The organism is Vibrio sinaloensis (assembly GCF_000808535.1).
Taxonomy (GTDB): Bacteria; Pseudomonadota; Gammaproteobacteria; order Enterobacterales; family Vibrionaceae; genus Vibrio; species Vibrio sinaloensis_D.
On the sequence record NZ_JWLV01000034.1, the window covers coordinates 43,164 to 67,634 of the forward strand.

The 24,471-nt window shown below is 46.9% G+C and carries 21 protein-coding genes; 6 read left to right on the forward strand and 15 right to left on the reverse strand.

Annotated features, from left to right (window positions below; all coding sequences use genetic code 11):
• Positions 1 to 34 precede the first annotated feature (34 nt).
• Positions 35 to 1,096, reverse strand: coding sequence for a diguanylate cyclase (locus tag RJ47_RS14835; RefSeq protein ID WP_039484781.1), 1,062 nt, complete (start codon positions 1,094 to 1,096; stop codon positions 35 to 37).
• 185 nt (positions 1,097 to 1,281) lie between these two features.
• Here RJ47_RS14835 and RJ47_RS14840 point away from each other — a divergent pair, with 185 nt between their 5' ends.
• Positions 1,282 to 1,857, forward strand: a complete 576-nt coding sequence (locus RJ47_RS14840) for a nucleoside triphosphate pyrophosphohydrolase family protein (RefSeq protein WP_038139055.1) — start codon at positions 1,282 to 1,284, stop codon at positions 1,855 to 1,857.
• Positions 1,858 to 2,174: 317 nt separating this feature from the next.
• Here the strand turns inward: RJ47_RS14840 and btuD are convergent, their stop codons facing one another.
• The 9 genes from btuD to RJ47_RS14885 form a co-directional block, all read right to left on the reverse strand.
• Positions 2,175 to 2,930: a vitamin B12 ABC transporter ATP-binding protein BtuD gene (gene btuD, locus RJ47_RS14845; protein WP_039484784.1), complete on the reverse strand. Its 756-nt coding sequence runs from the start codon at positions 2,928 to 2,930 to the stop codon at positions 2,175 to 2,177.
• On the reverse strand, positions 2,917 to 3,912 hold the full coding sequence (gene btuC, locus RJ47_RS14850; protein WP_039484785.1) for a vitamin B12 ABC transporter permease BtuC: 996 nt from the start codon (positions 3,910 to 3,912) through the stop codon (positions 2,917 to 2,919). Before btuC ends, btuD begins: the two co-directional genes overlap by 14 nt.
• A 113-nt stretch (positions 3,913 to 4,025) precedes the next feature.
• Entirely contained in the window at positions 4,026 to 5,054 is a 1,029-nt protein-coding gene (locus tag RJ47_RS14855) for a succinylglutamate desuccinylase (protein ID WP_039484788.1), read from the reverse strand.
• Positions 5,055 to 5,257: 203 nt separating this feature from the next.
• Complete coding sequence (locus tag RJ47_RS14860) at positions 5,258 to 7,048, reverse strand: M3 family oligoendopeptidase (protein WP_039484790.1); 1,791 nt, start codon at positions 7,046 to 7,048, stop codon at positions 5,258 to 5,260.
• Between the two features lie 2 nt (positions 7,049 to 7,050).
• On the reverse strand, positions 7,051 to 7,686 hold the full coding sequence (locus RJ47_RS14865) for a histidine phosphatase family protein (RefSeq protein ID WP_039484792.1): 636 nt from the start codon (positions 7,684 to 7,686) through the stop codon (positions 7,051 to 7,053).
• Positions 7,679 to 8,218, reverse strand: a complete 540-nt coding sequence (cobU, locus tag RJ47_RS14870) for a bifunctional adenosylcobinamide kinase/adenosylcobinamide-phosphate guanylyltransferase (RefSeq protein ID WP_039484795.1) — start codon at positions 8,216 to 8,218, stop codon at positions 7,679 to 7,681. The genes RJ47_RS14865 and cobU overlap by 8 nt, the downstream gene beginning before the upstream one ends.
• A 1-nt stretch (position 8,219) precedes the next feature.
• On the reverse strand, positions 8,220 to 8,996 hold the full coding sequence (locus RJ47_RS14875; protein WP_039484797.1) for an adenosylcobinamide-GDP ribazoletransferase: 777 nt from the start codon (positions 8,994 to 8,996) through the stop codon (positions 8,220 to 8,222).
• Positions 8,993 to 10,033 carry a nicotinate-nucleotide--dimethylbenzimidazole phosphoribosyltransferase gene (gene cobT / locus RJ47_RS14880; RefSeq protein WP_197058142.1) on the reverse strand — a complete coding sequence of 347 codons (1,041 nt, stop codon included), beginning with the start codon at positions 10,031 to 10,033 and terminating at the stop codon, positions 8,993 to 8,995. Before cobT ends, RJ47_RS14875 begins: the two co-directional genes overlap by 4 nt.
• Positions 10,034 to 10,483: 450 nt before the next feature.
• Positions 10,484 to 12,442 (reverse strand): methyl-accepting chemotaxis protein, encoded by a 1,959-nt coding sequence (locus RJ47_RS14885; protein ID WP_039484800.1) that lies wholly within the window; start codon positions 12,440 to 12,442, stop codon positions 10,484 to 10,486.
• Between the two features lie 181 nt (positions 12,443 to 12,623).
• Here RJ47_RS14885 and RJ47_RS14890 point away from each other — a divergent pair, with 181 nt between their 5' ends.
• Together RJ47_RS14890 and RJ47_RS14895 are read left to right on the forward strand one after the other, a co-directional pair.
• Positions 12,624 to 13,310: an NAD(P)H-binding protein gene (locus RJ47_RS14890; RefSeq protein WP_039484804.1), complete on the forward strand. Its 687-nt coding sequence runs from the start codon at positions 12,624 to 12,626 to the stop codon at positions 13,308 to 13,310.
• A gap of 186 nt (positions 13,311 to 13,496) precedes the next feature.
• Entirely contained in the window at positions 13,497 to 14,870 is a 1,374-nt protein-coding gene (locus RJ47_RS14895; protein WP_039484805.1) for an L-cystine transporter, read from the forward strand.
• Positions 14,871 to 14,928: 58 nt separating this feature from the next.
• Here RJ47_RS14895 and RJ47_RS14900 read toward each other — a convergent pair whose 3' ends face one another.
• The 5 genes from RJ47_RS14900 to RJ47_RS14920 all read right to left on the reverse strand — a co-directional run bounded on the left by RJ47_RS14900 (position 14,929) and on the right by RJ47_RS14920 (position 20,710).
• A complete protein-coding gene (locus tag RJ47_RS14900; RefSeq protein WP_039484808.1) occupies positions 14,929 to 16,776 on the reverse strand; it encodes an alpha-amylase family glycosyl hydrolase in 1,848 nt (615 codons plus the stop codon).
• 121 nt (positions 16,777 to 16,897) lie between these two features.
• Positions 16,898 to 18,019 (reverse strand): ABC transporter ATP-binding protein, encoded by a 1,122-nt coding sequence (locus RJ47_RS14905; RefSeq protein WP_039484809.1) that lies wholly within the window; start codon positions 18,017 to 18,019, stop codon positions 16,898 to 16,900.
• 108 nt (positions 18,020 to 18,127) lie between these two features.
• Complete coding sequence (locus tag RJ47_RS14910) at positions 18,128 to 18,610, reverse strand: glycosidase (protein WP_038138270.1); 483 nt, start codon at positions 18,608 to 18,610, stop codon at positions 18,128 to 18,130.
• A 52-nt stretch (positions 18,611 to 18,662) separates the two neighbouring features.
• Positions 18,663 to 19,655, reverse strand: a complete 993-nt coding sequence (lpxD, locus tag RJ47_RS14915) for a UDP-3-O-(3-hydroxymyristoyl)glucosamine N-acyltransferase (protein WP_039484811.1) — start codon at positions 19,653 to 19,655, stop codon at positions 18,663 to 18,665.
• Between the two features lie 29 nt (positions 19,656 to 19,684).
• Positions 19,685 to 20,710 carry a hypothetical protein gene (locus RJ47_RS14920; protein WP_039484813.1) on the reverse strand — a complete coding sequence of 342 codons (1,026 nt, stop codon included), beginning with the start codon at positions 20,708 to 20,710 and terminating at the stop codon, positions 19,685 to 19,687.
• A 404-nt stretch (positions 20,711 to 21,114) separates the two neighbouring features.
• Here RJ47_RS14920 and RJ47_RS14925 point away from each other — a divergent pair, with 404 nt between their 5' ends.
• From RJ47_RS14925 to RJ47_RS14935, 3 genes are read left to right on the forward strand one after another with little or no spacing between them, the layout of a single operon-like run.
• Complete coding sequence (locus RJ47_RS14925) at positions 21,115 to 22,341, forward strand: maltose ABC transporter substrate-binding protein (RefSeq protein ID WP_038189568.1); 1,227 nt, start codon at positions 21,115 to 21,117, stop codon at positions 22,339 to 22,341.
• Between the two features lie 8 nt (positions 22,342 to 22,349).
• On the forward strand, positions 22,350 to 23,633 hold the full coding sequence (locus RJ47_RS14930; RefSeq protein ID WP_039485242.1) for a carbohydrate ABC transporter permease: 1,284 nt from the start codon (positions 22,350 to 22,352) through the stop codon (positions 23,631 to 23,633).
• A 1-nt stretch (position 23,634) separates the two neighbouring features.
• Positions 23,635 to 24,468, forward strand: a complete 834-nt coding sequence (locus tag RJ47_RS14935) for a sugar ABC transporter permease (RefSeq protein ID WP_005470771.1) — start codon at positions 23,635 to 23,637, stop codon at positions 24,466 to 24,468.
• Positions 24,469 to 24,471 lie beyond the last annotated feature (3 nt).

Consider the following 24,471-nt stretch of genomic DNA (forward strand, 5'->3'; position numbering starts at 1 on the left):
AACGGCGCTTTTTCTATGGGTGAGACTAGAGGGATTAGATTGGCTCGCTCCAACATGATCGAACGGTTGTATTCCTTCCTGCATCTTTCGCGCGATAGAGATTATCGTCAGCAATATGAATAATTTCATCCAAGGTGGCTTTGTTGCACTGCTGATTCACCAGGCTGGAAAAATCAAACTCACACGCTCCGACAGACACGGTAATCGGCTGACCATCAACCAGAATGCTGTTCACACAGGTGCGCACTTTCTCAACGATGCTGCGTCTCTCTGCGAGTGCTCGTTCAGGTAACCAAACCACAAACTCCTCGCCACCAAAACGAGCGATAAAATCGCTCTCAACCAATTGGGCTTGGATGGCTGTGGCGACTTTCTTTAGTACGTCATCACCGATTTGATGGCCGTGGTTATCATTGACCAGTTTAAAGTGGTCAATATCCACGATGGCTAATGTCCCTTTTCCGCCTGCGCGTTTCATTCGTTCAATATCCAGATGAACGGTTTTAAACAAGCTTCTGCGATTCGCCACGCCTGTTAGTGTGTCGTGGTAGGCTTGGTATTCAAGCCTCGCATTTAGCTGCTGTAGTCGCTCTTCCTGCTTACGGCGAATCAGTTCAACCTCTATCCAAGAAGCCATCAGCTTCAACGCATCGACATCGATCTCTTTGAACTTTCTTGGGTAAGGGATGGCAGACGAGAAGTTCAACGTACCAAATATTTCATCATCAATGAAAATCGGCACACCGATGTACGACTCGAGTCCAAAGGCTTGATAGGCTGGGTGAGTCGCGTATTTATCGCTTTCTCCCATATTTTCAATCATCACCGGTCCAAACGAGCCGCAGGTGATTTGGCAATAGGTTTTATCAAACTCAAACGTATCACCGATGTTTAATTCAACCCCTTCAGGTGTTACGCAATGCAGCACGGTGTATTTATCACCCTCAATGTGGGACAAAGTACCGATATCCAAATCAAAGCGTTCTAAGCCCATCATGATCAGTTGGCTTACTTGGATATCAAACCCTTTTTGATAGTCATTGGTGATTTGATACAAGCGGCGAATCACTTTCTCACTTTCACTCTCTACGACCATACTCTTCCCACCAATTTATAAACTGTATATTTAAGATAGAGTTAGCCAACCAAACAATGCAACGTATTTTTCAAAATGACGTTCAATTATTTGCCGCTCAGTCCATTAATTTTGCTCCCCAGATAGCCGCAGCGAAATGGCTTTGGTAGTATTGGCCAATCTTAAAGACATCCGGGTTAATGGATATGCACCTTTCTAAACTCACCAACGACATTTTTGACCACCTGTACCGCGACATTTCTGAATTTCGAAGCACGTTTGACCTTCCCGTCGCCTCTCCTGAAAGCTTAGACGAGAAAGCAGACACCCTGCATACTTCTCTTGCCATTGAGGAGCTTACCGAGCTAGCGGAAGCAGATTGTAAAACAGAGCAAGCGGATGCGATTGTTGATAGCGTCTATGTCTTGATGGGTCGTTTGGTCCACCTTGGCCATGACAAAATCGAAGACAATCTAGCGATTAACTATTTGATTGACCTGCTTTTGAATGTGGCAGTAAACCGTGGCATTGATTTCGTTCCATGTTGGGATGAAGTGCATTCAAGCAACATGAGTAAAGTGTGCCGCAGTGAGAAAGAGTACGCAGAGACAGAGTCTCACTACGCGGAGCAAGGCATCAAGCTGATGGCCGTGCAAAAAGGCGATTACATTATTGCAAAATGTGCCGAAGATTTTGTGTCTGAAGGCAAGACCATTCGTCAAGGCAAGGTGTTAAAGTCGGTGTACTACCGTCCGGCAGATTTGGCGCCACTGACCAAATAATAAAAAGCCGCCACCTGAGGTAAAACCTAGGTGGCGGAAGCTGCCATATCGAAAATTACGACTCCATTTCATCTAAGACGAGAAAAACGTTCCCACCCTTTCACATCCCAGTAGAGTCAAACAAGAACGAGAATGTATCACTCTCTCTATTGCGATTGGCATGCCAGTTTTTCAACTCGACGTAACTTATTGATTTTAAATAAGCAGAAGTCAAAACTCAGCCTAAGCTAATGAATACCCTGCGCTGTCGTGGTGCAGACTGCACCCAAATATGGTTCATCTGGCTGGGCAAACTTGCTGAGTTAGCGCTTGTCCAACTAATCAAACAGCAACACTGGCTTTTGATTGACAACCGCCTTTGTCACTTGAGTGTTGAATACGTTTGCCAGTTGCTCTTCGGTCAGCACCTCTTGTGGCGATCCAAACTGCTGCATCACACCCCTATCAAACAGCACCACGCGATCAGCGTAGTTCAAAGTCCGATTCAGGTCGTGGTTAGACATGACGACCGACAACCCCATAGAAGCCACTCTGCGGATTAGGCGATACAACATGCTCTCTTGACCAATATCCAAAGGCGCAGCGGGTTCATCCAAAATGAGCAGCTTCGCAGTCGGGTTTAATGTTGGCCAGATTTGCAAGCAAATGGCACACAGGCGAACGCGTTGCCACTCCCCGCCGGAAAGGTGATGAATAGGACGATGAAGCTTGTCGGTAAGCTGTAAAATGTCGGCCAGTTCATTGACTGTTGCATCAATGAGCGTTGTCGGGTGGGTTTTGGCACTAGGGATAGACAGCGCAAGATAATGAGCCACAACCAAATTGAAGGCGGGTCGATCCGATTGTGACAGTAAGGCGCGATAATTGGCTAAACGTTCAAAGGAGCAGTGGCGAATCTCAGTCTGGTCAAAAAAAACGTCGCCCTGATGATCAATCATTCCTGCTAACGCATTGAGAAACGTACTTTTCCCGCTGCCATTTGGTCCGACAACGTGTAGAACCTCACCGGATTCGACCTGCAAAGAGAACGGCAGCAAACGCTTACCGACGGATAAATGGCTAACGCGAATCATGATTTTTCACCAACATCCAAATAAACACAGGCGCGCCGATCGTTGTGGTCACCACTCCCAATGGTAACTCTGCCGAATCAAGGGCCGTCCTTGCGACAATGTCCGCGAGCACCAACAAGGTCGCCCCGCTTAGGGCAGACATCGGCAGCAGATAGCGATTTTCACTGCCCAAAGAGAGCCTAAGTAGATGAGGCACCACTAAACCTACAAAACCAATAATGCCGCCCAATGCAACCGCGCCACCCACTAAGATTGACACCGCCAAAATGAGCTTCCAACGCACCGCGTCCACATCAATGCCCAACTGCTTGGCATGAAGCTCGCCCATCATGAGCTTGTCGAGCAATTGCCCTTTAAAACAGAGCCAAATCATCACAGGCAGTAAAACTAAGCTGAGAATATGATGTCCCCAACTTGCGCCCCCAATGCTGCCCATCAACCAGTACATCAGTTGACGCAGGCTCAAGTCATCACTGAAATAAAATGCCCATGTCACCACTGCGCCGCTCAAGATACCTAATGCAACACCAACGAGCAGCAAGCGCGTTGTGGTAAGCCTAGCCATTCGCGCAAAAGCAACAAGTAGTGCAGTAAACAGCAAGGCGCCACACACGGCCGCAGACATATAACCAATTGGCGTCGCCATTGCGGGCAAAAAGAACAGCACCAACACCATCATCACACTTGCGCCGCCTGAGATGCCAATAACACCAGGCTCTGCCAATACATTTCCAAGGAGCACCTGAAGTACAGCGCCAGACAAGGCGAGCGACGCACCAATGACTATCGCAGTTAGCAGACGTGGAAATCGCAGTTGCATGACCAACTGCTCCATCAAAGGGGTAATTTCGGAGAATGGGGAGATCGTAAGCTCACCGACCGCAAGATAAATACTACTTAAGACAAGGAGTAACGTGGTCATGAAGAAAGCAAACAGATTCCAGCGCCTTTGCTTACGAAAGAGTAATTGACTAAATTCCATGGATGATTAAACGCTGGTGAGGCCGATTCCCTGTGGGTAAAAATAATGGCTTAACGATACCGTTAAGCCATTGAAATAGGAAGTCTGAAGACGAAGTTTACTCATCGAGCGTGTTAATCGTAAACAACCTGCCCTTCTTCGTACCTTGTCTTGACCGGACAAACCATAAGCGCAGCTCGTTGCCCAATGGCGACATGACGATTTGGGAATACAATCGCTTCGCCTTCATTTTTCGCCATCAGCGGCTTATCGCCATCATGACCGAACACTTCGCCATGTTTGAATGCCGTAAAGTTTTCCACATTGTCATCAAACATAAAGTCGAAATCATCATGCAAGCGAACAATGGTTCGGCTCACTCGGTACATTACAGGCGGACGCGGTAGGTGCTCTGGTTTAGACGCGCTCAGCAAATCACGCATTGCTAAATCAAAAGCGACCAGTTTGTCGAGCTCATTTTCACCGATGCGCGCCACTCGCCCCAATTCAATCGTGAGTGCTTGAGCGCCAAAATTCTCGGCACTGAACCAGCTAAATGTACTCGATGGCGCATTGGAGAACATCACCGCTTCCAAATGAGCACTCGAGACAAAATCCATTAATGCCTTACTGCGCACTGCATGGCGTGTTTTCGGGCTAACGACAAATGAATAGTGTTTGGATAAACGAATCGCACAGTGAAGATCCAGATGCCAACGCTGCTCTTGAACCGTGTCTTGATAAAAGTCCGTGACGACACGTTTTAGGTTGCTTGCGATATCCAGCTCAATAGATGGCTCATACTCTTTCTCGTCAAATAGACGATTTAAGTTCACATCTAAAAAGCGGGTATGAGCGTTGGTCGCTGCCGGATGAGCGATAATAAATAACAAACGTTCAGTAACAGGCTGAAATCCCGACTGAATATCGGTCACAATTTTATCAACGATCTCCATGGGCGCGGTTTCGTCACCATGGATTCCACAAGAGAAGATTATATGTTTTGTTTCCTGCGTGACGGTTGCAGGAATGACTTCAAGTACACCACGTTGGTGTAATTTAAAGACCGCTCCACCAGCTACTGTGATCTCTCCAGCTGGCATTTCTTGTTCTAAGTCTAAGCTGTCAAAAAGAAAAGATTGGCGAAAGAGGTTTTTCGTCATGCGCTACTCCTTTATTGCACAGCGAGTATGTTAATGAATTGTTCTGACAAATTATGTAGGAGCGATCCCACTTATCGACACAAATCGTGTGCCGCATCGTAAATTGTCAAATTGCTACACAGGGGTGTAAACGGAAAGCACTCGCAATGCAAAACAGCCGAGCGCTCGCTCGGCTTGATGATCATATCATAAACAAGAATCGGCTATTTTTGATCTAGCAACGATTCGAACTCATCTATTTTAGTTTCAACTCTATCAATACTTTGCTGCCAAAAATCAGCTGTCGTCAGATCCATGCCGAGATGCTTGTAAACCACGTCTTCAGCCATCATTGAACCCGTATCTCGCAGCAAGCTGACGTAATCTTGGTAGAATTGTTCACCTTTGCTTTCTCTTTGCGCATACACGCCGATACTAAATAGGTAACCAAACAAATACGGGTAGTTATAGAAACTCACTTGAGAAATTGAGAAGTGCAGTTTGCTCGCCCAAAAATAGCGGTCTGGTTCAGACATAGAATCCCCGTACCACTCCTGCCACGTTTCGCCCATCAAATCACAAAGCTGAGACGCATCGAGCTCGCCGCCCTGACGCTGCTCGTAAAACTGTTTTTCGAACTCGTAGCGAACTGGGATATTGACCATCAAGGCATAGCAGCTAGACAGCTCTTCCCACAGCATTTCGAGCTTTTCTTCGCGACTTTCAACTTGTTCAAGCAGATAATCACGTACGATATTTTCGGCAAATATCGAGGCGGTTTCCGCCAACGTCATTGGATAACGGGTTTGACACAATGGCATATCACGCATCACCCAGTTGTGGAACGCATGACCAATCTCATGGGCAAGTGTCAGCAAGTCAGAGCGACTGCCACCCCAAGTCATAAATACCAACGGCGTACGTGTCGCAGCAAATTTAGTACAGTAGGCGCCTAAACGTCGGTTCTCACTCGGCGCGGCGTCAATCCAACCATTTTTAACCATTATCGTCACAAACTCAGCCATCTCATTGTCCACGGTGGCAAAAGCCGAACGAATGATTTCTATTGCTTCGTCGAAGGGGTAAGTTTTAGGTTCTGCGTCAGTGAGGCTTGGCATTCCTGCTAAGTGATTCCAAGGTGTCATCTGCGCTAAACCATGAACGCGAGCCATTAGCTTACCCGCCTTCTGCCCAACATGACGATTGGCCTTGGCAGTGCTCATCATGGCATCCAAGGTTTCGGCTTGGATACGGCTATCGTGCAGGCTTGGCTCCAGAAAATGAACATCGCGAACTTTAGAGCGTTTTTGGTATTCGGTTAAGCGCCATCCCGCCAAGGCATTTAAGATCGCAGCGAACGACTCTTGGTTTTGTCGCATCGCATTTTGGATACCGCGCCACGCTGGCTCCTGAGCATTAAACTCGGTGCCATACAAGGTGCTCGCTGCGTGGGAAAAGCCCACTTGAGTTTTGATGCCATCTTCCAAGGTGACTTGCAGTGAACCGGTGATGTTATCGTAAAGGCGGCCCCACGCATCTTTGCCGTCTACTTCCATCGCCGACAGCAATTGCTCTTCAGCAATACTTAGCTTGGTATCAGCCAATTTTCGCATCGACTCTATTTGGAAGCTTTGTCCTGAAACGTCTGTGCTCTCATGGCTAAGTACCTGTTCGACAAAACTATCCGGTGACGTTACCAAAATATCTTGGAACGGCGTAAACGCTTGGCTCAACTCTGAGCTCAGTTTGGCAACTCGGCCAATCAGCGCTTTTGCCTCACTGTTGGTCGCGTCTGTTGATGCGTGACAGTTAGCGAAGGTGTTGATCGTGGCGAGGAGCTTACCTGCCGCTTCGCTGGTTTGAATCGCGTTTTGCACGACAGACACAGAGGTCCTTGAGTCTGCGTGAATAATTAACGTTTGGATGCATTGTTGGATTAGTTCAATATCTTGAGTGATTTTGCTGTCGCTTAATCCTTGATAAGCGATCGACAAATCCCAATTTGGTGTCGTCATTGTTATATTCCTTGCCCTAGCGATGATTCGATGGGTGCGCCAATAGAGCACACGCGCTCATAAATCGCATCGGCTTTAATGATCTGAATGTGACTGATTGTCTGGTGCCCTATGTGTAACGTTGAATACAAGCGGCTGTCTTGCCAATCAAATGGCAGTAGCGACGCGAGAATCATCCTGATAGTTCCACCATGACAAATGACTAATGTGTCTTGTTCGACATCTGTTACAAGCTGCTCCCAGCTCTTGGTTATTCTTGTATAAAAGTCGCTTAGGTTCTCAGCCCCAGGAAGCGTATTCTCTGCGGGAGAGTGCCAAAATTGCTCGAGCTCTGGCCAAAAAGACTTAGCAGCGTCAAATGGTACCCCATCTAGCTCGCCAAAGTGCATTTCTTTTAGCGCAGGCCATATGGCAACGTCAATATTGGCTGGTGACGCGTCAAAGAACTGCGCTAATTGTGCGCAGCGCTTTAATGGTGACGAAATCACCCGTTCAATGTTCATTGCGCTTGCCTTGATACGCTCGTATATCTGTTGCTGCGTTTGATCGTCTACCGCCACATCGGTATGACCATACAAGGCAGGCGCTCCGACGGTCTTTCCATGGCGCAGCAGATAAATATTAACAACCTTATCCATGAGCGCCCTTCAGTTGCATAGGTAAACCTGCCGCGATAAAAGTAACGTTCTCTGCGATTTTTGCCACCGCTTGGTTCATCCACCCTGCGTGATCGACAAACAGCCGAGTGACTTCGCCCATTGGGATAACGCCTAAACCGACTTCGTTGGACACTATCACAAAAGTCGCTTTGGATTTGTTCAACGCATCGACCAACTGTGAAACTTGCGATCGAATTTGCGCTTCACTTGCCGTCTCTCCGTGGTTGTATATGACGTTGTTCATCCACAAGGTCAAACAATCCACCAACACAATATCGTTATGGGTAAAACGCGCCAACAAAGAAGGCAGGTCGTAGGGAGATTCGTGTTCTTGCCAGTTATTTCCGCGCCGCTGCCGATGATGAGCGACTCGGCGACTCATTTCTTCATCAAAGACCTGCGCCGTTGCGACATAATGCCGCTGTCGGTTGCCTTGTTCGTTGAGAATAAGCGTCTCAGCATAGCTCGATTTACCCGAGCGAGCGCCTCCCAGAATTAAGTGCACAGCCATATCAATGAGCTCCCAACCAACTAAGTACGACCAAATAAGCAAGCAATTCACTGATTTGCTGAGCAGCACCTAAACAGTCACCAGTAAAACCACCAATGCGTTTTATCAACCAACGCTTAAACAGCCAACGAAACAGCAATAACACCAACAACACAGCGAGCATCAAGGGAACGCCTAACCATAGCGCTGGGATAAGCCCAGACACTATCAAGATGCTCAGTTCAACCTTACTTTGCTTGTTTGCCAACGGCTTGCTCTTACTTGTGTCGGAGTCCGTAACATAGGGCATGTCGTAGATCAGTGACGCAGCGACCGCGCGGCTCACCACGTAGCCTGCGATCAAGGTTGGAATTAGGACCGCATGTTGAGCCAACTCAGACAAGAACAGGTACTTGCCTAGCAGTGCCATAATTAGAGCTGTTGCTCCGTAGGTGCCGATACGGCTGTCTTTCATGATGGTCAGACGTTTTTGCTGCGTCATCCCACCACCAATACCATCCGCCATGTCGGTCAATCCATCTTCATGGAAAGCCCCTGTGAGCAACAAACTAAAAACCATGGTCAGAAAAAGCGACACCTCGGCACTAAAAAGAAGATGCGAGAGTGTATAAACGCCCGCACACAGCACGCCAATTAACAACCCAACCAACGCAAAGTAGCGCCCAGCTTGATTCATCCGCTCTTCGCTGTATGGCGTCTCTTTCGGGATTGGGAGACGGGAGAAAAAGCCCAGCGCTAACAAAAAGAGCTCAGCTTGGTATCTAGCTTTGGCGGTCATTCAACCTTCACTCCTGCTTCTTCAAAGCTCGCCATGTTGTTGTAAAACTCGGCCGCAGCTCGAATCAAAGGGACAGCCAACGCTGCGCCTGTTCCTTCACCAAGGCGCAATGACAAATCCAAAAGAGGCGTTGCTTCAAGCTCTTGCAGCAGGTATTGATGCCCTGCTTCATGAGATTTATGCGCGAAGATCATCAATGCTCGACAATCTGGATTGATTTGGTACGCGGCATACGCAGCGGCTGTGGCAATAAAACCATCGACAAGCACGGGCGTTTTTGTCTCAGCACACTCAAGAAACGCGCCGACCATTTGCACAATTTCGAAACCGCCTACATGGGAAAGAATGGTATGAACATCTTGGCCAACACAGCGCTCAACGCCTTTTGCAATGAGGGTGATTTTCTTCTCTAGCTGCTCTTGGCTAATTCCCGTGCCCAAACCAACACACGTTTCAACAGGACGCTGAGAAATCGCCGCCAGTATCGCAGCTGCACTTGAGGTGTTCCCTATGCCCATTTCACCAAACATGAGCAAATTGCTGCCCTGCTCTGTCAGTTTCTGAACGACTCGGCGCCCTAATGCTATTCCTTCATTGACTTGCGCCATGCTCATCGCGGCTTCGTTGGCAAGGTTGTTGGTGCGTTCGCCCAATCGCTGAATAATAAAATCTTCGTGTTGCTGATCGACTGGACACAAGATCCCACAATCGACCACTTTGAGTGCAATGTCATTCGCTCGGCAGAAACAGTTGATCGCGGCACCACCCGCTAGAAAGTTCAATACCATTTGCTGGGTCACCGCGCTTGGGGCAATACTGACGCCCTCTTCCGCGATGCCGTGATCGCCAGCGAAGACCACCGCGGTCGGCGTTTTGATATCAATCCGTTCGACCGCTTCTGGTTTTGATTGGCTTTGGATAAGAGCAAGTTGGTGCGCTAACGCTTCAAGCTGACCTAGCGAGCCCAAAGGTTTGGTTTTGTTATTGATGCGATGCCAGATTGCCTCTGAGTGTTGGGTACTCATCTCGAGATTCATTGTCTTTCCTTAGTGGCTAAGTCCTTGATTGGAGATGAGTGTATCGCGAAATCTTAGCCTAGACATCCACTTTTACTTTTCCTAAACATGAAACCCGTACGTTTGTTAGTAAGACGTTTCATTTTGATAATCAATATGAAAGAAATCCTAAATTGATACTATCCTTATAAGTATTGACGTTCTCCTGTGGCTCATAAACCTTACTTAATACAGAGCCTAACACCCCATGGCACCAAAAGTGCAAGGGAGAAATGTTGACGCGTAATGTGCGCTCAAGTTGATAGCAAAGGAGGTAGTTATGTTTGCCAATCAACGTTCCAAAAAACAAAAACCAGTTAAGAATGGCCAAAAAACTCAAAAGCGCGTGCCATTGTCTCTCACTTAACGTTTAATCACTTTCTCTCATAGAAAAAGACCTCGCTAACAGGCGAGGTCTTTGTTTGGGGGGAATTAGTCGGTTTTAAACTTGGTAACTAAGGCGTTAAGCTCATCTGCCGATTGCTGCATCGACTGTGAGTTCAACTGAGCTCGACCCGCTACATCATCGACTTTTTGTGTGTCCTCGTGCACTTGCTGAATGTTGCGATTGATCTCTTCCGCCACTAAATGCTGCTCTTCCGCTGCGGTCGCGATCTGAGTGTTCATATCGTGAATCGAAGAGACTGACTCGGAAATGCCACTGAAGCTGGTGTTGACCGACTCGGTCATTTCAACCGTTTCGTGAGAGGCATTTAAGCTGACAGACATCTGCTGTGTGACCTCTTTGGTTCGGTTTTGCAAACGCATGACCAACTCGTTGATCTCTTCGGTGGAGTCTTGGGTACGCTTAGCAAGCGCTCTCACTTCATCAGCCACAACCGCAAAACCGCGCCCTTGATCGCCCGCCCTTGCCGCTTCAATGGCTGCGTTTAAAGCCAGCAAGTTAGTTTGTTCTGCAATACCTCGAATCGTATCCAAAATCGCGGTGATGCCTTGGCTGTCTTGCTCTAACTCTGAAATGGTTTCAGAAGATGCGGAGATAAGTTGTGCTAACTCATTCACGCTTGCGACCGCTTGGTTAATGTCCTTTTGTCCCTGAGTAACAAGAGCTTGGCTGCTGTCTGCGGCTTGGGCAGCGGTAGTACACAATGTCGCGACTTCGTTAGCCGTGGCAACCATTTCGTTAAACGCGGTCGACACCATTTCTACCGCTTGGTTTTGACGTTCGGAAACCTGCGCGAGATCTTCAGATACGGTCAAAGCACGGGAAGCTGATTCACCCATCGCATGACCCGCTTGTGATATCTGTTGGATCAGCTGTCTGATCGCTTTAAGGAACGCATTAAAGTAACCCGCTAGCTCGCCCGTTTCATCACTAGATCGAACTTGCAGCTCTTTGGTCAGATCCCCCTCCCCTTCAGAGATTTCCTTTAAGCCTGTAGAAACAAGCGTAAGAGGCTTAGCGATCAAGTTCGCAAGGAAAATGGCTCCCGCAATGAATATCACCACCAAAACAATGACGATAACTGAAATGTAACTTAGAAGACTCTGGCTATCTTCCATCACCTCGTCATAGGTAATCAAACCCACAAACTTCCACCCCAGTTTCTCTGAGTGATACACATTCGCCATGTAGTGTTCGCCGTTTAGGGTGACATCTAACACCCCTTCGCGAGTCTGACCTATCTGCTGATATGCCTGACCAAGAGAGTTCACGTCTTTGAAATTGTTGTCTGGATTGTTGGCATCAACCAACACATTGCCTGAGTCCTCAATCATCATTAAATACCCGGTCTCACCCAGTTTTATCTGTTTCACAATATCAGTCAGATTCTTGAGTGACACGTCAATCGCCACCACCCCAGACGCCGAAGTGTCATTGGCGGTGAACGACTTTACCGTGCCAACGATGGTGGCATCGTCTGCTGCCCAATAGTAAGCGGAGGTTCTACCCACACTACCGGGGGAAGACTGGGCAGTTGTAAACCATGGACGACTTCTTGGATCGTAACCTGCCGTGGTTTTCCCCTTAGGCCATTGAATGTATCCACCCTTTTGAGTTCCCATGTAGACGTAGGAGTACCCAGAATGCGAGTTACCCAATTGAGCCAGCAATTGATAGATCTGCTGCTCAACCGGACTATTTTGGTCTGGCGTCATCTGTACTGAAGGCTTATCGGTGTATGTGGTTATGGACTCATTGGCTGCTTTGATAGCAGGGTGTTCGGACAACATGCGAACATTATCTTCTATGGCGTCAAAATAGATTCGAATCGCGTTGTCAACCTGACTGATTTCTCCGCGACTTCGTTCGATAAAGTCGGTTACCGCCTCACTTCTGGAGCTTGATATGACGACATATGAAATGATCGCCACTGGCAGCAAAGTTGCAGCAACAAGCCCTAGTAGTAATTTTTGTTTAATTTTCATAACTCAGCGCCTTATGCTTTCGTTGATGACCTTTTTATAAAGTTAGTCGATTCAACTAGAGATGCCATTTATGAAAACAAGCCATTTGACAAGTAAAGCGTTGATCACAGACTTTTTATGGCATTTAAGCGATGCTCTCGTTCAAACCCCGTCAATCACTTAACGTAATTGGTGCTTCCACTTGTACAGTACAGACCGACCCATTGTGATCATCGCCGGCAGCTCCGGGCTCATTGGTACCGAACTCATCAAGCAGATGTTAGACGAGCAGCCAATCGAGCATATTTATGCCCTAAGTCGACAAGACCTGCCATTTTTCCATTCAAAACTTGAAGTCATCAAAAATCAGACCTTAGACATCCACGATTGGGATGATGCCAAGCCAGTCCCGCTTTACGGGTTTATCTGCCTTGGCACAACCAAAAAGCAAGCAGGCAGTAACGAAGCGTTAGAGAAGATCGACTATGAATTGGTGTGCAAGGTCGCTCAGCAAATGAAGGTCATTGGCGTTAAACGACTCTGTGTGGTCTCAAGTGTCGGCGCTTCCATTCATTCGTTTTCACACTACTTAAGGTGCAAGGGCAAAATGGAAATGGCCATCGAGCGTCTCGAATTTGAACACGTCACGTTTGTCCGACCAGGGCCGTTGGTTGGCCTGCGTGAACAGCCGCGAACCGATGAGCGGATCGTTCAAGCGGTCGCCACGATCTTGCGCCCGATAATGATTGGCCCGCTTGCTAAGTTGATTCCGATTAAGGCGGGGCTCGTCGCCCGAGCAATGCAGTACAGTATTTTTGCTCACTCAAATAAAAAAATTCAGTTCCTTGATAGTGTTTTGATGCGTAAGCTGCTGAAAAAGTATCAATAATCTGAGTTTAATTTCTTCAATAAGGTTGTTTTCGTAGCACCTTCTCACGTAAATAACCTTTCGTTCTAATCCATTCCCAATCGTCACTTTAAAGCAGGCTTTGGAATCATTATCGTTCCTTCGAACCACATTCTGTAACACATTCACTCTTGAAATGTGTCATCTATAAATATAAGGATTTCGATTATGTCAGTTGCCTCTATTGCTTCATTGGCAATATTTGCGGGTATTTTGCTGTTTCTTTATAAGCAGCAAAGTAATCAGCACACTCTCTCACGACTCGTTCTGCTAGGACTTATATCGGGCAGTGCATTTGGTTTGGCGCTTCAACTGGTTTTCGGTGAAGGCAATCCAGTTATCGCTCAAACACTAGAGTGGGTAAATGTGGTTGGTAAGGGCTACGTTGGCCTGCTGAAGATGATCATTATGCCATTGGTATTGGTATCCATGATCGCTGCTGTCGTGAAGCTAGAAAAAGGCGGCTCTCTGGGTAAAATCTCTGGGTTGACGATATCAGTGCTACTCGCCACCACAGCGATCTCGGCAATCATCGGTATTATCGTCACTCAAGCCTTTGGTCTGACTGCTGAAGGATTGACGGAAGGTGCTCGTGAAACTGCACGTATCGCAGCGCTTGAAACGCGTGCGGATAGAGTAAGCGATCTCACCATTCCTCAAATGCTAGTCAGCTTTATTCCAACCAATCCATTTGCCGATCTGACAGGCTCTCGCTCGACTTCGATTATCGCTGTGGTGATATTTGGTGTGCTTACGGGCATTGCTGCGCGCAAAGTGATGGCGGAAAAAGAAGAACTCGAGTCACCAATTCGTACTTTTGTTGAAGCAGCTCAATCAATAGTGATGCGTTTGGTCAAGATGATCATGGCGCTAACGCCTTATGGAATCGCAGCCTTAATGGCGAAGGTGGTTGCAACCTCTAGCGCATCAGACATTCTAAACTTGCTTGGCTTTATCGTCGCTTCGTACGTTGCTATCGCACTTATGTTTGTTGTTCATGGTTTATTGGTTTCATTCGTTGGCGTGAATCCAAAAGAGTACTTCCAGAAAATCTGGCCAGTACTGACGTTCGCTTTCACCTCACGCAGTTCTGCTGCGACCATTCCGCTCAATGTGGAAGCGCAAATTAACAAACTCAATGTCCCACCAGCGATCGCTAACCTTTCCGCATCTTTTGGCGCTACCATTGGTCAAAATGGCTGTGCCGGTATCTACCCTGCAATGCTCGCGGTGATGGTTGCGCCAACGGTGGGTATCAACCCAATGGAAATTAACTTCATTCTGTCACTTGTTGCGATGATTGTGATCAGCTCGTTCGGTATTGCCGGTGTAGGTGGCGGTGCAACATTCGCGGCACTGATTGTTCTACCAGCAATGGGGCTCCCAGTGACAATCGCGGCTCTGCTTATCTCAATTGAACCATTGATCGATATGGCGCGCACTGCACTTAACGTATCGGGTGCAATGACAGCGGGTACCATCACTAGCCGTTTGCTTGGAGACAAATCCAACGAGTCGGAGTTAAAGGCGCAAAACGTTTAAAATAGAAAATGGCCGACGATTGTCGGCCATTTTTATTAAGTTCGTAATTAAGATCGGATTATTTGCTGCGAATCACGATCACTTCATTCTGATCAAGATTAAAGGTTGCACTCCCATTTGCTACCACAACTTGGTCGCCCCCAATCTCATTGTCATAAGTGCCGTTCGCCAAACCAAGGTTGATAGCATTAACCGAAGTATTGCCACCGATGTTCATCGCCACGACAACAACGTCATCCCCTGCGTTACGTTCATACACTAACACGTCATTGCTGACCCAACGTTCGATGTAACTGCCCTGCTGGATTGCGTAACTCTCTTTACGCAACTTACTGAGCTTTTTGATGATTTGGAACGCGGGAGTTGTCGTATCAAAACTTGGCATCATCTCGCGGTTATACGGATCGTTGCCGACTTGACCAAAGCCATTCGTCGTAAAGTTCGCTGCGTAGTGCTCTGTGCCGTAATAGATACAAGGAATACCGCGAGACGTCATGATCAGTGCCAAACCGAGCTCTAAACGATCTTGGGCAAATGAAATGCTCTGACGACCGCCCCACTTATCTTTGCCTGGGCCAAAATTGGTCGCATCTGAACGAAGAACTGTCGATAGACGCGGTGCATCATGGTTATCTAAAAAGACCACCTGCCAATCGCTTGAAGTAAACTCTTGGTCACGCAACTTCATGTAGTTATTGATAGCGTACATGCCCGTTCCATGATGGCCAATCAACGCATCTTCGATGATGTTTCTTAAACCAAAATCAAGCAGTGCCGAGCCTGAGGTATTGGCAAAATCGACAGACAAGCCATTGATACCCGTCGCGCCAGCGCCCGCATCCATCCATTCACCAAAGAAGTAGAAACCCGGTTTGCCCTTAGATTTCGCGTAGCTGTACAGCTCTGATGTCCAACGCTGAATAAATGACTTATCCATGTGTTTAATCGCGTCAATGCGAATCGCATCAACACCTAGATCAATCCAAAACTTAGCGCCCTCTGCAAGATATTGATAAGTCTTTTCATTGCTTTGGTCGAAATCAGAAAGGTTAAATAGATTGTGGTTTCGTACCTGATAGTAGTCGTCCCAATTGGTCACGCCGCCATTGTGGTGATACCAGTTTTCTGTATCGCTGTTAAAGTCGGTTTGGAAAACACCATTTTTGTACAGCGCGCCATATTCATTTTCATCGTTCGGATTTGAGTGGTTTGGTGCGTAGTCTAAGACTAGCTTCATGCCGTACTCTTCCATTTTGGTACTCAGCGCACGAAACTCTTCAATGGTTCCTAAGTGTTCATCAACTTGGAAAAAGTCTCTTCCCCAGTATCCGTGGTAGCCTGCAGAACCATCTTTGTTAAGCTGATCTACGTTATTGACTGGTGGCGTAATCCAGATAGCAGTAATGCCCATCTCTTTCAGGTAATCTAACTTGCCTAGCAAGCCTTTGATGTCACCACCAAAGTATTTTTTGAAGTCTGACTTATCAGCAGAGTAAGTGCTGGCGTTGTTGCCAGTGTTGTTTGATGAGTCACCATCGGCAAAGCGGTCCAAAAAGACGAAGTACATGGTTTCGTCACGCATATCGAAGCCTAATTTCTCATGCACAACGACCGTGTTGGTATCGTCATAGAAGTTGATTTCGTAAGATTTGTTCGGATCAACCACGTAGTTGCTGAGTGGGTAGTTCTCCGACCAATCGCCAAATCTATCCACTTTAAAACTTGGCGGGTTGGTACCATCACCAGTGTTAAATTTCTTAGTAATCTGCCAGTGGTTGGCCCCAACTTTCACCATAGCTTCCGCTTGCCAATCATTGGCCGTTCCACGGAAATACGCTTGGTTCCAATCTGCCATGGCAGGCAGTGAGGCAAGCAATGTCGACAGCAGCACGAGCTTGTGTTTCATTTTTATTTTCCTACTTCACGTTATTGTTATCCCTGAATTCAGGGCGCAAGAGTCCTTTCCGCAGAGCGAAATGACTGTTTTCATTATTAAAAAAGCCACCTCGGTTAAGGCGGCTTGTCTCTTATAGGGTTAGGTTTTGTTCTGTTTCACCATCAAAAATATGACAGAAACCTGAGTCGAAGTTGAAACGAATATATTTGCCAATGTCCGATGTGGTGATCTCTTGATTGTTAACGCGCGAGACAATTTCATTCTCACCCAGTTTAAAGTAGAGGTATCGTTCATTGCCTAAGTTTTCAACCACCGTTAGCTCGCCAGCATGGACGTTAATGGATTCATCATCTTGAGCTAACGAAATATGCTCAGGGCGAATGCCTAGCCAAACGGGCTTGTCGATATGGTTAAGTAGCTTTTGCTGCTTCTCTTTAGGAATGATAATTCTGGCTTCTGGCGCAAGCTCCACGTACACATCGTCACCAATTTGGCGTAGTGTGGTTTTCACCAAATTCATCGCAGGAGAGCCAATAAACCCGGCCACAAACTTATTAGCTGGATAGTTATATAAGTTCGCTGGCGTATCCACCTGCATGATCTCACCTTTGTTTAACACGCAGATTCGGTCACCAAGCGTCAGTGCCTCTGTTTGATCGTGTGTTACGTAGATCATAGTCGCAGGGTTGCCCTCTTCCTTGAGCGATTGATGCAACTGAGCGATCTTCACTCGCATCGAAACGCGCAGTTTTGCGTCTAGGTTGGACAACGGCTCATCAAACAGAAACACATCTGGCTTACGTACGATTGCGCGCCCTACGGCGACACGCTGCCTTTGTCCACCAGACATCTCTTTTGGCTTACGATATAGAAGATCGGTAATTTCTAGCTTTTCAGCCGCTTCCTCTACGCGTTGTTTGATTTCTTCTTTTGGTCGCTTTTGCATCTTTAGACCAAACGCCATGTTATCAAACACCGTCTTGTGCGGGTAAAGCGCGTAGTTTTGGAACACCATGGCGATACCGCGATCTTTTGGTGGCAGATCATTGACAACTCGGCCGCCAATTTTGATTTCTCCCCCCGTGATCGCCTCTAAGCCTGCAATCATTCGCAATGTGGTTGACTTGGCGCAGCCTGAAGGCCCGACAAAGACCATAAATTCGCCTTCGTGAATGTCGAGATCGACGCCGTGTACGGCTTTAAAGCCATTGTCATATTCTTTTTCTACTTTACGTAGGCTTACTGTTGCCATCTCATACTCCGAATATGGACTTTCAACTGGTTAAAACTGTTTGGTTAACCGAACTAACATCGCTCGGCTAATCAAACAGCACTCCAAAACAACGAAGTGCTATTTCAATCACTGACAAGGTTTCACTAGTGCACGGACTGGTTTTTTATCTTCGCCGATTTCAATCGACCATAAGTAGTTACCGTCTTCTGGCAGCTTAACGACCGTGTTCTTGGCAAACCCACCGCGCTTAAGCACTTTCTCATACCCAACCTGCATTTCCATTCCGGCAGCGGTAAATTGTGGTGTCCAGCTCATGGTTGCAAACTGTAGGCTAACATTGCCCGCTTTTTCAACGCTCACAACCTGATAAATGCCATTGCCTTTGTAAGACATTTGGCGGTTTTCCGTGTGTAGCCATTGGCCATCTGGGAAAGTGCCAACCACAAACAGTGAAGGTCGAATTGGACCGCGTTCTTCAACGCTGGCCAAGTTACAATCAGCAAAAGGGCCCGTTGCCAACGTCGCTTGTGAACTTGCATCATCAGATGTAGATGCACAGCCCATCAGCGCGCTTGTGAGTAATGCCGTAACCAGTAGCGTACGTTTCATGTTTCAATTCCTTGTTATTATGATGAGTTAATTCGTTCAAAGATCTGTGCTGCTAGCGTCCAAACAAGCGCGCAAGCCAGCCTTTTTTCTCGGTCGGTTTGTTTTTGTTTTCTTTGGTGAGTTTGTTTAGTACCGCGAGATTTTTGTAATACTCGCGGGCATTCTTAGCGGGGTAGCCAAAGATATCGCTGTTGGCCGGAAAGGAGTGACTAACACCCGATTTTGCTTTCACGACTGAGTTCTTACCTATGGTCAGATGGCCCGCTGTACCCGCTTGACCGTGAACGATGACGTGATCCTCTAACACGGTGTGTCCAGCAAATCCCGTTTGCGATACCAGCAGACAGTGCTGACCAATCTTGCAGTCGTGACCGATTTGCACCAAGTTATCGATCTTAGTCCCTCGACCAATTACCGTATCGCCCAAGGTGCCTCTATCGATGGTGTTGTTACAACCGATCTCAACATCATCTTCGATAATCACACGCCCCACACTTTCCACACGTTCATAGCGTGTGCGTGTGCCAGCCATATATTCGAAACTGTAGTTACCAATCGAGTTGTTTGAATCAATCGTGACATTGTCACCGATAATCGTCCCCTCTTTGATCACTGTGTTGGCATGAATGGCAACGTTATTGCCAATCGTTACGCCATTCATGATTTTGACACCGGGCATAAAATGGCAACCTTCGCCAATCTGACAATGCTTACCAATGTACACACCTTCAATGTCTGACGTATTACCTTGATCAAACAGTTGGTACTTGTGCACTTTGTAAAAGCGCATCACCTGATTGATACGCTCAGCACTGAGTTTATCAATGACGATTTTGACTTTAGCGTTTGATTGGAGAACCGATTTGGGGCCAATAATGACGTCCGCTAAAGTTTCAGAAAGCCCTTTAAAATCAGATTTCGAAAAGACAATCGCAAGGCCACCTTTTACATCGCTCTTTACAGGGCGAATCTGAGAGATTTCAAGTGTCTCGTCACCGATGACTTCCCCACCCAATAGTTGGGCAATTTCTGAAACTTTAATCATTACAGGTTATCCATTATTGATTGAAGGATTTAGAAGCGGTATAGCGCTTGAACAAATAGAGTATTTTGCTCAACCACTTTCTCTTCACCTTTGAGCTTGCTGAAGGTTTCGGTATCTTTAGCCCACTCATATTCGGCTTTCATTAGCCAGTCTTCACCAATCGCTTGCTCATAACCGATGGTGGCTTTACGAATGTCTTTCAAGAACTCTTCATCTTCAGCCCAGCCATCAGTAAATTTGGTTTCATTCTGACCGATTCGAGCACGTACGTAAGCCGTACCCGCTTCTTCAAAGGTATACTGGACAATAGGCTCAATGTATTTTTCAGTGAAGTCGCTGACCTCATTGATTTGACCGGCACCGTTCTTCGCTTCGTTGTCTTTGATTTGGTAGAAGAACTCGACGCCCAGCTCCCACTGACCAAAACGCTTGTATGGTTTGAAAAGTAAGCTGTAGCCTTTTTCTTCACGCGTACCCCAATCACTCTTGTCTTCGTCGTTAAACAAGTACTCGAGGTTTGAATAGAAGCCCGCACTGTACTCATTGTTCCAGTAGGTCAAATAAGGGCGAATGCTGTGCTCTGCACTCTTGGTGCGTAATCCCGTTTCGCCGCCAGTATTGACCACTTTGCCGCGGCTGTACTCGAGTTCATAGATTAAACCCGTGTCCCAACCGTCACCTAAGTTGAAGCCTTTGTTTATTGAGAAAAGATGTTTGTAGCCATCTTCTGTTTCTGCGTATTTGCCATCTTTCACTTCACGACTTTCTAGCTTGAAAGCGTAAAGCGCAGTCGCATTCCATGTTGGGTTGTTGTAGTAAGCGCCCAATACCTCGTGTGTCATGGTTCTTTCATGACGCTCGCCGCCACCAAACGAATCGTAATTCGAGACGGTTTTATCTTCATATTCGATTGAAGAACCGACATGACCACCGAACTTTAAAGCGTCATCAAAAAAAGTATCTTCAGGGGCAAAGCCTCGGTCATTAGCAGCAAATGCGGTCGTACTTAAAAGCAGTGTGTTAGCAATGAGTACAGACAATGTTGTTCGTTTCACGGTATTTCCTTAATTGTTCCAGGCAGTGGATATTAGAAAAATTCTGGCCATGAATTTTAGTAGTTCACGTTGAACGCCTAATTATTGTTCTGGAAATATTTTTAGATTTCCTCCTATTGATTCTACAAATGAGACTTGCATCACCATTAATGATGGTATTTTTGAATTTGGTCACAAAAACCCTGTTTTTCATAAGCATAAGGCAAAATTAACAAGTGAATTTTACGTTGAGCCCTTATTCAACCTGGTTTCATATAACAAACAGCAACCCCATAACACCGACCGATATTAGTGACAAATATCACATATAGATACCATTCCCATGTTTATTATATTGACTTATTACGACGGCATTTTAACCTAGTAGTATCTTATGGACTACTAACCTAATGAGCGGTGTGGGTATGAAAAAAAACCTAATTACAGCAGGACTGATTGGATCTCTTTTGGTCGCGGCAACGGTCAATGCACAAGCCATCTCCCCAGAAGACAACGCAGAGCTGTTGATCTGGACGGATTCGACAACCGTCGACTACATGGAGTACGCGGCTAAAGCGTTTAATCAAGACTTTAACTACGATGTTGAGTTTTCGTTTCGTGGCCTTGCTCCTATCGATGCAGCCTCAAGACTGATCCAAGATGGCGGCTCAGCTCGCGTCGCGGACGTTGCCGAAATCGAACATGACCTGCTGGGTAGACTGGTTGTCGCTGGTGGCGCGATGGAAAACTTGGTGTCTGCACCGCGCATCAATGAAACCTTTATGCAAAATGCCATCGACGCCTCCAAGTCAGAAGGAAAGAGCTATGGTTTCCCGGTGAGTTTCGCCACCACGGCACTCTTCTATAACAAGGACTTACTGCCAAAAGCACCCAACACATTTGAAGAGCTCATTGAGTTTTCGAAAACTTTCAACGATAAAAAATCTCACAAGTACGCGCTGCTGTGGGACATTCAGAACTATTACGAGTCGCGTTCGTTTGTCACGTTGTACGGCGCGTATGAGTTTGGTAATCACGGCACCGACGCAAAAGACATCGGTATCAACTCAGAGAAAGCGCAGCAAGGCTTAGAGGCAATGAAGAAGCTGCGCGTTGCAAACAACTCCAACCCAATCGACATGAGAAATGCACAAGTTCGTCGTGGTTTGTTTAGCGAAGGGAAAGTGGCGGCAATCATCGATGGTCCTTGGGCCATCAAAGGCTACCAAGATTCTGGTGTCAATTACGGCGTTGTACCTCTACCAAAGCTTGAAGGTCAGCAGCCTAGAACGTTTTCAACCGTGCGCCTAGCCGTTGTCTCTTCTTACACGGAATATCCAAGAGCCGCGCAGCTTTTCGCAGATTATCTGTCGAGCGACAAGATGCTGAAAAAACGCTTTGAGATGACCAAGGCCATTCCACCAGTCCAATCGGTGATGGAAGAGATCATTGTTGATGCAGACGAAGCAACCTACGCCATCATCACTCAAGGTTTCTATTCCGATGCGATGCCATCCATCCCTGAAATGGGCTTTATTTGGTCACCAATGGCGAGTGCCATTACGGCAATGTGGGTCAATGACAAGTCACCGAAAGAGGTTCTTGACCGTGCTCGCTCAATCATCGCAGAACAGATTGAATTACAAGAGTAAAGATGTCTATGTTGTTATCACAAACTCAGCCGGCACCTAAGGTGCCCACTTCGCTCCTGATTATGGGCGCGACTCAGCTACGCTTTGGCCATTGGGTCAAAGGGGCTGCGTTCCTCGCCTTGCAAATCGTCACCTTGCTGTTTCTCGTCGACATCACTATCGCACTAAAAGGATTGGTGACACTCGGCGATGTGGCTCAAGTGCGTAATGGTTTTGACATCATCCCCGGCGACAACTCTATCTTTATGCTGGTTGAAGGGGTGATCGCGCTGATTTACTGCTTTCTGTTCTTGTGTGTCTACGCCATTAACGTGAAAGATGCGCTAAGTGTAACGCCGAGCCACGCGTCTCTCTCAGAGCAATTCAAGCAGATCTACGACGAGAAATTCGCCTTTATCATGCTGTCACCAGCCTTTTTGGCCAGCATCGCGTTCATCATTTTGCCAATCGTCATCACCGTGTTGGTTTCGTTTACCAACTATTCGGCGCCGCATCATATCCCGCCGCGTAACCTGGTGGATTGGGTTGGATTTAAAAACTTTATTGCGCTGTTTGAGCTAAAAATCTGGTCCAGTACTTTCTTTGGCGTGGCTTCTTGGACGGTAATATGGGCGTTCTTTGCGACTGTTTGTACTTGTGGATTTGGTTTTCTGCTTGCTCTGGCGCTGCAAAAGAAAGACATCAAAGCGAAAAAAGCGTGGCGCTTTATCTTCATTCTGCCTTACGCCATTCCCGCTTTCGTTACCTTGCTGATGTTCCGTTTACTGCTTAATGGGGTCGGACCGGTTAATGCGACGTTAAACGCTTGGGGCTTTGATTCTATTGCGTTTCTCTCTGATCCATTCACGGCAAAAATTACGGTTATCGCTGTCAGTGTTTGGGTCGGCGCACCTTACTTTATGTTGTTGATTGCCGGTGCATTGACCAATATTCCTTCCGATCTGTACGAAGCGAGTGAAGTGGACGGTGCCAGTAAGTTCCAACAGTTTTGGGAAATCACCTTGCCAATGGTGTTACACCAAGTTGCGCCATCTTTGGTGATGACGTTTGCCCATAACTTCAACAACTTTGGCGCCATTTTCCTTCTAACTGAAGGTGGACCGATTAACCCTGAGTATCGATTTGCGGGTCACACAGACATCCTGATTACTTGGATCTACAAGCTCACGCTCGACTTCCAGCAATATCAAATTGCCTCTGTTATCTCGATCATCATTTTCTTGTTCTTGTCTGGCATCGCGATTTGGCAGTTCCGACGCATGAAATCCTTTAAAGACGACGTAGGTATGTAATATGGACAAATTTATCGGAAAAATCGGCACTGCGATCGTCTATCTGTTTCTCACAGCAAATGCGCTATTGGTGCTCGGTCCTGTGCTTTGGACGATCTTGGCCTCTTTCAAAGTCGGCACTAACTTGTTCAGCTCATCTTTTACGGAAATTGAGTTCACGTTGGACCATTACCGAGCGCTATTCAACGATACACCTTACTTCGATTGGTACAAAAACACCTTTCTATTAGCAACGGCGAATATGTTGATTTCACTGGTTGTGGTGACCCTCTCAGCTTTTGTCTTTTCACGATACCGTTTTAAAGGCAAGCGCAACATTATGATGAGCATTCTTGTGCTACAGATGTTCCCAGCGTTTCTCTCCATGACGGCAATCTACATTTTGCTGTCGAAGATGAACCTTATCGACACCTACGCTGGCTTGTTGTTCGTTTATGTAACGGGTTCACTCCCCTTCATGGTTTGGTTGGTCAAAGGCTATTTTGATGCGATTCCAACCTCACTCGATGAAGCAGCAAAAATTGACGGTGCCGGTCACATGACCATTTTCCTTGAGATCATTTTGCCGCTCGCCAAGCCGATTCTGGTTTTCGTCGCCCTTGTGTCATTTACAGGCCCGTGGATGGACTTCATTTTGCCAACGCTCATCCTGCGCAGCGAAGAGAAAATGACCTTAGCTATTGGCATCTTTAGTTGGATCTCTTCCAACTCGGCAGAGAACTTTACTCTGTTTGCCGCCGGCTCTCTCTTAGTCGCGGTACCTATCACGCTACTGTTTGTGGTCACGCAAAAACACATCACCACAGGCTTAGTCAGTGGCGCAGTAAAAGAATAACAA

Bases quoted from the DNA above. Each gene is read 5' to 3' on its own strand.
- RJ47_RS14835 (WP_039484781.1), bottom strand. From the start codon at position 1,096: ATGGTCGTAGAGAGTGAAAGTGAGAAAGTGATTCGCCGCTTGTATCAA.
- RJ47_RS14840 (WP_038139055.1), top strand. From the start codon at position 1,282: ATGCACCTTTCTAAACTCACCAACGACATTTTTGACCACCTGTACCGC.
- btuD (WP_039484784.1), bottom strand. From the start codon at position 2,930: ATGATTCGCGTTAGCCATTTATCCGTCGGTAAGCGTTTGCTGCCGTTC.
- btuC (WP_039484785.1), bottom strand. From the start codon at position 3,912: ATGGAATTTAGTCAATTACTCTTTCGTAAGCAAAGGCGCTGGAATCTG.
- RJ47_RS14855 (WP_039484788.1), bottom strand. From the start codon at position 5,054: ATGACGAAAAACCTCTTTCGCCAATCTTTTCTTTTTGACAGCTTAGAC.
- RJ47_RS14860 (WP_039484790.1), bottom strand. From the start codon at position 7,048: ATGACGACACCAAATTGGGATTTGTCGATCGCTTATCAAGGATTAAGC.
- RJ47_RS14865 (WP_039484792.1), bottom strand. From the start codon at position 7,686: ATGGATAAGGTTGTTAATATTTATCTGCTGCGCCATGGAAAGACCGTC.
- cobU (WP_039484795.1), bottom strand. From the start codon at position 8,218: ATGGCTGTGCACTTAATTCTGGGAGGCGCTCGCTCGGGTAAATCGAGC.
- RJ47_RS14875 (WP_039484797.1), bottom strand. From the start codon at position 8,996: ATGACCGCCAAAGCTAGATACCAAGCTGAGCTCTTTTTGTTAGCGCTG.
- cobT (WP_197058142.1), bottom strand. From the start codon at position 10,033: ATGAATCTCGAGATGAGTACCCAACACTCAGAGGCAATCTGGCATCGC.
- RJ47_RS14885 (WP_039484800.1), bottom strand. From the start codon at position 12,442: ATGAAAATTAAACAAAAATTACTACTAGGGCTTGTTGCTGCAACTTTG.
- RJ47_RS14895 (WP_039484805.1), top strand. From the start codon at position 13,497: ATGTCAGTTGCCTCTATTGCTTCATTGGCAATATTTGCGGGTATTTTG.
- RJ47_RS14900 (WP_039484808.1), bottom strand. From the start codon at position 16,776: ATGAAACACAAGCTCGTGCTGCTGTCGACATTGCTTGCCTCACTGCCT.
- RJ47_RS14905 (WP_039484809.1), bottom strand. From the start codon at position 18,019: ATGGCAACAGTAAGCCTACGTAAAGTAGAAAAAGAATATGACAATGGC.
- RJ47_RS14910 (WP_038138270.1), bottom strand. From the start codon at position 18,610: ATGAAACGTACGCTACTGGTTACGGCATTACTCACAAGCGCGCTGATG.
- lpxD (WP_039484811.1), bottom strand. From the start codon at position 19,655: ATGATTAAAGTTTCAGAAATTGCCCAACTATTGGGTGGGGAAGTCATC.
- RJ47_RS14925 (WP_038189568.1), top strand. From the start codon at position 21,115: ATGAAAAAAAACCTAATTACAGCAGGACTGATTGGATCTCTTTTGGTC.
- RJ47_RS14930 (WP_039485242.1), top strand. From the start codon at position 22,350: ATGTTGTTATCACAAACTCAGCCGGCACCTAAGGTGCCCACTTCGCTC.
- RJ47_RS14935 (WP_005470771.1), top strand. From the start codon at position 23,635: ATGGACAAATTTATCGGAAAAATCGGCACTGCGATCGTCTATCTGTTT.